Annotated in this window: 13 protein-coding genes; 12 read left to right on the top strand and 1 reads right to left on the bottom strand. The window is 62.4% G+C overall.

The features are described from left to right. Positions 1-49: 49 nt before the first annotated feature. From rpsJ to PMI14_RS00325, 12 genes are all read left to right on the top strand, one after another. The gene (gene rpsJ / locus PMI14_RS00380) at positions 50-361 is read left to right on the top strand and encodes a 30S ribosomal protein S10 (protein WP_005796953.1); all 312 of its coding nucleotides are present in this window, start codon (positions 50-52) and stop codon (positions 359-361) included. Between the two features lie 248 nt (positions 362-609). Next, entirely contained in the window at positions 610-1,284 is a 675-nt protein-coding gene (gene rplC / locus PMI14_RS00375) for a 50S ribosomal protein L3 (protein WP_007847818.1), read from the top strand. After that, entirely contained in the window at positions 1,284-1,904 is a 621-nt protein-coding gene (gene rplD / locus PMI14_RS00370) for a 50S ribosomal protein L4 (protein ID WP_007847817.1), read from the top strand. The genes rplC and rplD overlap by 1 nt, the downstream gene beginning before the upstream one ends. Further along, positions 1,901-2,215, top strand: coding sequence for a 50S ribosomal protein L23 (gene rplW, locus PMI14_RS00365; RefSeq protein ID WP_007847815.1), 315 nt, complete (start codon positions 1,901-1,903; stop codon positions 2,213-2,215). Before rplD ends, rplW begins: the two co-directional genes overlap by 4 nt. 2 nt (positions 2,216-2,217) lie before the next feature. Next, on the top strand, positions 2,218-3,042 hold the full coding sequence (rplB, locus tag PMI14_RS00360) for a 50S ribosomal protein L2 (protein ID WP_007847814.1): 825 nt from the start codon (positions 2,218-2,220) through the stop codon (positions 3,040-3,042). Positions 3,043-3,052: 10 nt separating this feature from the next. Continuing rightward, positions 3,053-3,331: a 30S ribosomal protein S19 gene (gene rpsS, locus PMI14_RS00355; protein ID WP_007847809.1), complete on the top strand. Its 279-nt coding sequence runs from the start codon at positions 3,053-3,055 to the stop codon at positions 3,329-3,331. Between the two features lie 9 nt (positions 3,332-3,340). Continuing rightward, a complete protein-coding gene (gene rplV / locus PMI14_RS00350; protein WP_007847806.1) occupies positions 3,341-3,673 on the top strand; it encodes a 50S ribosomal protein L22 in 333 nt (110 codons plus the stop codon). A 14-nt stretch (positions 3,674-3,687) separates the two neighbouring features. After that, a complete protein-coding gene (rpsC, locus tag PMI14_RS00345; RefSeq protein ID WP_007847801.1) occupies positions 3,688-4,572 on the top strand; it encodes a 30S ribosomal protein S3 in 885 nt (294 codons plus the stop codon). 2 nt (positions 4,573-4,574) lie between these two features. Then, entirely contained in the window at positions 4,575-4,991 is a 417-nt protein-coding gene (rplP, locus tag PMI14_RS00340) for a 50S ribosomal protein L16 (RefSeq protein ID WP_007847799.1), read from the top strand. Positions 4,992-5,007: 16 nt separating this feature from the next. Further along, positions 5,008-5,202: a 50S ribosomal protein L29 gene (rpmC, locus tag PMI14_RS00335; protein WP_007847797.1), complete on the top strand. Its 195-nt coding sequence runs from the start codon at positions 5,008-5,010 to the stop codon at positions 5,200-5,202. Between the two features lie 9 nt (positions 5,203-5,211). Further along, a complete protein-coding gene (gene rpsQ, locus PMI14_RS00330; RefSeq protein ID WP_007847796.1) occupies positions 5,212-5,481 on the top strand; it encodes a 30S ribosomal protein S17 in 270 nt (89 codons plus the stop codon). Between the two features lie 136 nt (positions 5,482-5,617). Beyond that, complete coding sequence (locus PMI14_RS00325; protein WP_007847795.1) at positions 5,618-6,124, top strand: peroxiredoxin; 507 nt, start codon at positions 5,618-5,620, stop codon at positions 6,122-6,124. Between the two features lie 2 nt (positions 6,125-6,126). On the opposite strand, the gene PMI14_RS00320 is transcribed toward PMI14_RS00325, so the two are convergent. After that, positions 6,127-7,731, bottom strand: a complete 1,605-nt coding sequence (locus PMI14_RS00320) for a reverse transcriptase family protein (RefSeq protein ID WP_007847792.1) — start codon at positions 7,729-7,731, stop codon at positions 6,127-6,129. Between the last annotated feature and the right edge of the window lie 172 nt (positions 7,732-7,903).

Genomic DNA, 7,903 nt, shown 5'->3' with positions numbered 1-7,903 from the left:
CGTGGCCAAGATCATCGCCTGATCGATCCAATAACAAGAAGGAACTGACATGTCCAAGCAAAAGATCCGCATCCGCCTGAAGGCGTTTGACTACAAGCTGATCGACCAGTCCGCTGCCGAGATCGTTGACACCGCCAAGCGCACCGGCGCCATCGTCAAGGGCCCCGTGCCCCTGCCGACGCGCATGAAGCGCTTCGACATCCTGCGCTCGCCGCACGTCAACAAGACCAGCCGCGACCAGCTCGAAATCCGCACGCACCAGCGTCTGATGGACATCGTGGACCCCACCGACAAGACGGTTGACGCCCTGATGAAGCTCGACCTGCCAGCCGGCGTGGACGTCGAAATCAAGCTGCAGTAATGATCCCTTCCTGGCGGGCCTGCCCGCCAGGTTTTGGTCTCGTATAACGCGAACTTGCTTGCAAAAGCAGTTCGCGTTATACTTTAGGGCTTCGCTTTATTTGCGTGCGCTTTTGTGCATGCGAATTCATAGGTTCATCTTGCCCCAGGCAAGGTGCACGGGCGAAGTTTTAATAACCCTCTTTCATGCACGCGAGTGCAACGCCGCAGCCAATTGAAGTTGCGGCGGTGGAAGTTTTGGAGAAACAAATGAGTCTGAGCAACTCCCTCGGGTTGCTGGGTCGCAAGGTGGGCATGATGCGTCTGTTCACCGATGACGGGGACGCAGTGCCTGTCACGGTGGTGGATGTGTCCAACAACCGCGTAACCCAGATCAAAACCCAAGAGAACGATGGCTACGTGGCCCTGCAGGTCACGTTCGGTTCGCGCAAAGCATCGCGTGTGACCAAGCCAGAAGCCGGCCACCTTGCCAAGGCAGGTGTCGAAGCCGGTGAAATCATCCAGGAATTCCGCGTGACCGCCGATACCGCTGCCCAGTACCAAGCTGGCGCATCGGTGGCTGTGACGTCCGTGTTCTCCGTGGGTCAGAAGGTCGACGTGCAAGGCACCTCGATCGGTAAAGGCTACGCCGGTACCATCAAGCGCCACAACATGAGCTCGCAACGCGCGTCGCACGGTAACAGCCGTTCGCACAACGTTCCCGGCTCCATTGGTATGGCGCAGGATCCAGGCCGTGTGTTCCCTGGCAAGCGGATGACGGGCCACCTCGGCGATGTCACCAAGACCACGCAGAACCTCGATGTGATCCGCATCGACGAAGCGCGTCAACTGCTCTTGATCAAGGGCGCTATTCCGGGCTCCAAGGGTGGGTTCGTGACGGTGCGTCCAGCGATCAAGGCCAAAGCCTCCAAAGGAGCGAACTAATGCAGCTCGAACTCCTGAATGACCAAGGCCAGGGCGCATCCAAGCTGGATGTTCCTGAAACCGTGTTCGGTCGTGAATACAACGAAGATCTGGTGCACCAGATCGTGGTGGCTTACCAAGCCAACGCACGCCAAGGCACTCGCGCTCAGAAGGACCGCGAGCAAGTCCGTCACTCGACCAAGAAGCCTTTCAAGCAAAAGGGTACGGGTAACGCACGTGCAGGTATGACCTCGTCGCCACTGTGGCGCGGGGGCGGTCGGATTTTCCCGAACCTGCCAGAAGAAAACTTCACGCAAAAGATCAACAAGAAGATGTACCGCGCCGGCATGTCTGCGATCCTGTCGCAGCTGGCCCGCGAAGGCCGTCTGGCGGTGGTCGACTCCCTGAAGCTTGACTCGCCCAAGACCAAGGTCCTGGCCGACAAGTTCAAGGCGATGAACCTGCAATCGGTGATGGTGATCTCCGAGGAAGTGGACGAAAACCTGTATCTGGCTTCGCGCAATCTGGTGAACGTGCTCGTCGTCGAGCCGCGTTACGCCGATCCCGTGTCGCTGGTCCGTTTCAAGAAAGTGCTCGTCACCAAGGGCGCAATCGACAAACTCAAGGAGATGTTCGCATGAGCACACTCAAGTTTGACGAAGGTCGTCTGATGCAAGTGCTGGTCGCTCCCATCGTGTCCGAAAAGGCCACCATGGTTGCCGAGAAGTCCAATGCTGTGACGTTCAAGGTGCTGCAGAACGCTACCAAGCCAGAAATCAAGGCCGCTGTGGAATTGATGTTCAAGGTCGAGGTCAAGGGCGTTTCCGTGGTGAACACCAAAGGCAAGACCAAGCGCTTCGGCAAGACCGTGGGCCGCCGCGACAACGTTCGCAAGGCATACGTCACGCTGCAGCCAGGTCAAGAGCTGAACCTGTCTGGGGAGGCTGCTTAATCATGGCCGTTATCAAGATGAAACCCACTTCGCCCGGCCAACGTGCCGTGGTGAAGGTCACGCGTGACCACCTGTACAAGGGTGAAGCGTACGCCCCCCTGCTGGAACCCCAGTTCCAGAAGGCCGGCCGTAACAACAACGGTCACATCACCACCCGCCACAAGGGCGGTGGTCACAAGCACCACTACCGTGTGGTGGACTTCAAGCGCAACAAGGACGGCATTCCGGCCAAGGTTGAGCGCATCGAGTACGACCCGAACCGTACGGCCCACATCGCTCTGGTGTGCTATGCCGACGGCGAGCGCCGCTACATCATCGCTCCCCGCAACCTGGAAGTGGGCGCAACCCTGCTGTCCGGTTCGGAAGCGCCGATCCGCGCTGGCAACACGCTGCCTATCCGCAACATCCCCGTGGGTTCGACCATCCACTGCATCGAGCTCAAGCCCGGTGCCGGTGCGCAGATCGCCCGCTCGGCTGGTGCCTCGGCAACCCTGCTGGCCCGCGAAGGCACCTACGCCCAAGTGCGCATGCGCTCGGGTGAAGTGCGCAAGATCCACATCGAATGCCGCGCCACCATTGGCGAAGTGGCCAACGAAGAACACAGCCTGCGCCAACTGGGCAAGGCCGGTGTGAAGCGCTGGATGGGTATTCGTCCTACGGTTCGCGGCGTGGCCATGAACCCGGTGGATCACCCTCACGGTGGTGGCGAAGGCCGCACCGGCGAAGGCCGCCATGCAGTCGATCCTTGGGGCAATCTGACCAAGGGTTATCGCACCCGTAACAACAAGCGCACACAGATCATGATCGTGTCGCGTCGCAAGAAGTAAGGGGTAACAGATGACTCGCTCTCTCAAAAAGGGTCCATTTGTTGACCATCACTTGCTGGCCAAGGTCGAAAAGGCCGTTGCCACCAAGGATAAGAAGCCAGTGAAGACCTGGTCGCGCCGCTCCATGGTTCTGCCCGATTTCATCGGTCTGACCATCGCCGTGCACAACGGCAAGCAGCACGTACCTGTGTACGTTACCGACCAGATGGTGGGCCACAAGCTGGGCGAATTCGCCCTGACGCGCACCTTCAAGGGCCACCCCGCGGACAAAAAAGTCCAGAAGAAATAAGGAACGACCATGTCTGAAACACGTGCAGTCCTCCGGGGCGTCCGTCTGTCGGTCGACAAAGGCCGTCTGGTCGCTGATCTGATCCGCGGCAAGAAGGTGGATCAGGCTCTGAACATCCTGAACTTCACGCAGAAAAAAGCTGCGGGAATCGTCAAGAAGGTTCTGGAGTCCGCCATCGCCAACGCTGAGCACAACGACGGCGCCGACATCGACGAACTGAAGGTCAAGACCATCTACGTCGAACAAGGCACCACGCTCAAGCGCTTCACCGCGCGCGCCAAAGGCCGCGGCAACCGCATCAGCAAGCCCACGTGCCATGTGTACGTGACGGTTGGCAACTAAAGGCTCGGAAGACTATGGGACAAAAAATCCATCCTACCGGCTTCCGCCTTGCGGTCAGCCGCAACTGGTCCAGCCGTTGGTACGCCAGCAACCGCGACTTCGCGGGCATGCTGGCCGAAGACATCAAGGTGCGCGAGTACCTGAAGGCCAAGCTGAAGAACGCCGCCGTGTCGCGCATCCTGATCGAGCGCCCCGCCAAGAACGCCCGCATCACCATTTACTCGGCACGTCCGGGCGTGGTGATCGGCAAGAAGGGTGAAGATATCGAGAACCTCAAGAAGGAACTCGCTGCTCGCCTGGGCGTGCCCGTCGCAGTGAACATCGAAGAAGTGCGCAAGCCCGAAATCGATGCCAAGCTGATCGCCGACAGCATCACGCAACAGCTCGAAAAGCGGATCATGTTCCGCCGCGCCATGAAGCGCGCCATGCAGAACGCCATGCGTCTGGGTGCCCAGGGCATCAAGATCATGTCGTCCGGCCGTCTGAACGGTATCGAAATCGCTCGCTGCGAGTGGTACCGTGAAGGCCGCGTGCCACTTCACACGCTGCGCGCCGACATCGACTACGGCACCTCCGAAGCCAAGACCACCTACGGTGTGATCGGCGTCAAGGTCTGGGTCTACAAGGGCGATACGCTGGGTCGTAACGACCTGCCTGCCGTGGAAACCCCACGTCCAGACGAAGAACGCCGCCCACGCGGTCCACGCCGTGATGGCCGCCCAGGTGGCGACCGTCCAGGTGCTGGCCGTGGAGGCCCACGTCGTCCAGCCGGTGTGAACACCGGCCCGGCCGACGGCAGCGACAAGCCAGCGGAAGCTGGTGGCGCTGATAACACCGCCGTTAAGCGCGTACGCAAAGTCGCCGCGCCCGCTACAGCAGCGGACGGAAAAGGAGAATAAGTATGCTGCAACCTGCTCGCCGCAAATACCGCAAGGAGCAAAAGGGCCGTAACACTGGTGTTGCAACGCGGGGTGCCTCCGTTGCTTTCGGTGATTTCGGTCTGAAGTGCACCGACCGTGGCCGTCTGACGGCCCGCCAGATCGAGGCTGCACGCCGTGCAATCTCCCGTCACGTGAAGCGTGGCGGCCGCATCTGGATCCGCGTGTTCCCGGACAAGCCAATCTCTACCAAGCCCGCAGAAGTGCGTATGGGTAACGGTAAGGGCAACCCCGAGTACTACGTGGCCGAAATCCAGCCCGGCAAGATCGTCTTCGAGATCGTCGGCGTGCCCGAAGAACTGGCCCGTGAAGCGTTCCGCCTGGCTGCCGCCAAGCTGCCGCTGCGCACCACGTTCGTCAGCCGCCACATTGGCTCGTAATTCAGGAGAACAAGCAATGAAGACTACTGAACTGCGCCAAAAAGACGTTGCCGGCATCGAAAGCGAAATCAAGGCTCTGCAGAAGGCCCACTTCGGCCTGCGCATGCAGAAGGCGACCCAGCAGTTGGCCAACACCAACACGCTGCGTACCACCCGCCGCGACATCGCCCGTGCAAAAACCATCCTTGCTGAAAAGCAAGCCGCCAAGTAAGGAGCCGACATGACGGAAGCTAAAAAATCCCTCAAGCGCACCTTGATTGGCAAGGTGGTCAGCGACAAGCGCCAAAAGACCGTGACCGTGCTGATCGAGCGCCGTGTGAAGCACGAGCTCTACGGCAAGATCGTGGGCAAGTCGAGCAAGTACCACGCCCATGATGAAAATGGCGAGTACAAGCTGGGCGACGTGATCGAAATCACCGAGAGCCGTCCGCTCTCCAAGACCAAGAACTGGGTTGCCACCCGCTTGGTGCAAAAGGCCGGCCTGCTCTAAGCCCTCCCGGCTTGTTGGCAGCACTGCCCTCCAAAACGACCCACAATGTGGGTCGTTTTGCTTTTGGGGGTCGCATTTTGTGTGCGGCGCCCGGGGCATGCGGATACATACCTACCAACAACCCTAGGAGAGATCAATGATCAAAGTCGGTGACACCCTGCCTGCCAGCACCCTGATGGAATACTCGGAAGTCGAGGGCGAGGGCTGTTCCATTGGCCCGAACCCCGTGCCGGTGGACAAGGCTACGGCAGGCAAGACCATTGCGCTGTTCGCGCTGCCCGGCGCCTTCACGCCCACCTGCTCGGCCAAGCATGTGCCCGGCTACCTGGAAAAGGCCGCCGAGTTCAAGGCGGCGGGCGTCGATGAAATCTGGTGCGTGAGCGTGAACGACGCGTTCGTGATGGGCGCCTGGGCGCGCGACCAGAAGACCGACGGCAAGGTGCGCATGCTCGGTGACGGCGACGCCACCTTCGCCAAGGCCACTGGCCTGACGCTGGACCTCAACGGCAAGGGCCTGGGCCTGCGCAGCAACCGCTACTCGATGCTGGTGCGCGACGGCAAGGTCGTCACCCTCAACATCGAAGCCCCGGGCAAGTTCGAAGTCAGCGACGCGGCGACCCTGCTGGCCCAGGCCAAGGCCTGATTTCAGCCCTTCGCCGCCAGCCCGCTGTCCATCGACCCGAAGCGGATCGCGGCGAGCAAGCGTTGCAACTTTGCAGTGCGCGCTGGTGCCAGCCATTGGCTGGCCCAGCGGATTTCCCCCTCCAACCGCGCGCGCTCGCCCGCATCCACCTGCGCCTGCTGTGCCAGCCGGTGCAGCCGTGCCTTGAGCGTGTCGAACTGCACTCGGCTGTAGTTGGCGCGCTGGTTGACCACCAGGCCGGTGACAAACTGGCGCTGGTGGGCGGGCATCACCCGGGTCTTGTCGGCCCGCAAGGCAAAGCCTTCGTCCTGTGCAATCGCCGCGACCCAGGCGCGCAGCGCAATGAACTGGCGCCGCAGCATGTCGGGACCGGAAAAGACCAGGTCGTCGGCATAGCGCGTGTAGTTCGCGCCAAAACGTTGCGCGAGCGCCTGCAGCCTCACATCGAGCCCAAAGGCGCACAGGTTGGCCAGTGCCGGCGACGTGGGCGCACCCTGGGGCAAATGGGGCCGGGCCAGGCGCTGGGCGGTGGCGCGGCGCTGCGCAATGGACGTCGGCAGCTCGGGCATGGATTCCAGCAGCCGATCCCGCACCCCCGCCGGGGTGCGCGCGGTGGTCAGTTGGGTGAGCAGTTCGGCGGCGGCGCGTCCGTGGCCCAGGGCGCGCCACAGTGCCCGCACGCGCGTGGCGTGAATCTGCGTAAAGAAGTCCGCCAGATCGAAGCGGATGACCACGGCCTGGCCGGTGTGAATGCGTGCGTGGCTGCCCACGCTGCGGCCGCGAACAAATCCGTGCGCAGCTTCATGGGTGGGGATGTTCGCCAGCAGCGTGTACAGGATGCGCCGCTGCGCGTGCACCAGGCGCGGGCGCGGGGACTCGAGCAGGCGCAGGCCACCGCTGGGCTTGGGCAGCAGCCTGTAGCGGTAGTGCGACGCAGGAAGGGAATGGCCTTCGGAGTGCCGCTCACGCCAGAAGGCGCCTTGGGGCGCAAGCCACAACAGATCCTCCACCGAAACAGCCAGGACCTGGGCCACATCGGTGGCTGTCGCCAGGACCGGCACTGTGGTGCCGCGGTCCATCCAGGCGGGCAGGGGCCCCGCTCCGGCGGGGCGCAGCAGCCAACGCCGTGGCACGGCGCTGCGTGCCGTCGCGGTCCAGATGCGAAATGCCTGGCCCAGGCGCGGTGCCGTCCAATCGGTGGGCGGCAGGCCGGGCAGGATGTCATCGCCTTCACCATCGCCGTCGGGTTCGGCGATGTCTTCGTCATCGCCATCCCAGGCCGATGCGCCATCTTCCACCCCAGCCCCGGAATGCTCCGTTCCCCAGCGCAGACCTGCGCTGCGCCACCAACGGCCCCAACAGAGCCAGGCGGCCACATCTTCCGGTTCCCACCGCGCCCACTCCGGGGATGACATCGCGGACAGGCGCTGCAACTGTTCCAGCAGAAAGGCAGGGAGGGGAGAGCCTGCAGCAGGCTCCAGTCCCAGGCTGGCCTGTACCCGCGCGACCAAGGCCTGGGGCGTGCGGTGCTCGGGTGTCTGCGCGTCGGCCAGCACGGCCATCGAGATCGCCTTGGCCAGCACGCGGGAGCGGACGGGTGTCTTCACGGCGTATTGGCGGGGATGGGCGGCTGTGGGATGGAGGTGGCCTGGCACCAACCTGCGGGTCGGGCGCGAACTGGGCGCCACGGGTGGCGGGTGGTTCGCGCGCCGCGAAGCGTGCTTGTCGGATACACCGTGGGGCTACCCCACGGCCCGAACCTTCAGTGGTTCAGAATGC

Source organism: Acidovorax sp. CF316 (genome assembly GCF_000276605.1).
In the GTDB taxonomy this organism is placed as follows: domain Bacteria; phylum Pseudomonadota; class Gammaproteobacteria; order Burkholderiales; family Burkholderiaceae_C; genus Acidovorax.
This window is presented reverse-complemented; position numbering and strand designations above follow the sequence as displayed.

Coding starts and splice junctions, on each gene's coding strand:
- rplC (WP_007847818.1), top strand. CDS start 610: ATGAGTCTGAGCAACTCCCTCGGGTTGCTGGGTCGCAAGGTGGGCATG.
- rplB (WP_007847814.1), top strand. CDS start 2,218: ATGGCCGTTATCAAGATGAAACCCACTTCGCCCGGCCAACGTGCCGTG.
- rplV (WP_007847806.1), top strand. CDS start 3,341: ATGTCTGAAACACGTGCAGTCCTCCGGGGCGTCCGTCTGTCGGTCGAC.
- rplP (WP_007847799.1), top strand. CDS start 4,575: ATGCTGCAACCTGCTCGCCGCAAATACCGCAAGGAGCAAAAGGGCCGT.
- rpsJ (WP_005796953.1), top strand. CDS start 50: ATGTCCAAGCAAAAGATCCGCATCCGCCTGAAGGCGTTTGACTACAAG.
- rpmC (WP_007847797.1), top strand. CDS start 5,008: ATGAAGACTACTGAACTGCGCCAAAAAGACGTTGCCGGCATCGAAAGC.
- rplW (WP_007847815.1), top strand. CDS start 1,901: ATGAGCACACTCAAGTTTGACGAAGGTCGTCTGATGCAAGTGCTGGTC.
- rpsS (WP_007847809.1), top strand. CDS start 3,053: ATGACTCGCTCTCTCAAAAAGGGTCCATTTGTTGACCATCACTTGCTG.
- rpsQ (WP_007847796.1), top strand. CDS start 5,212: ATGACGGAAGCTAAAAAATCCCTCAAGCGCACCTTGATTGGCAAGGTG.
- rplD (WP_007847817.1), top strand. CDS start 1,284: ATGCAGCTCGAACTCCTGAATGACCAAGGCCAGGGCGCATCCAAGCTG.
- rpsC (WP_007847801.1), top strand. CDS start 3,688: ATGGGACAAAAAATCCATCCTACCGGCTTCCGCCTTGCGGTCAGCCGC.
- PMI14_RS00325 (WP_007847795.1), top strand. CDS start 5,618: ATGATCAAAGTCGGTGACACCCTGCCTGCCAGCACCCTGATGGAATAC.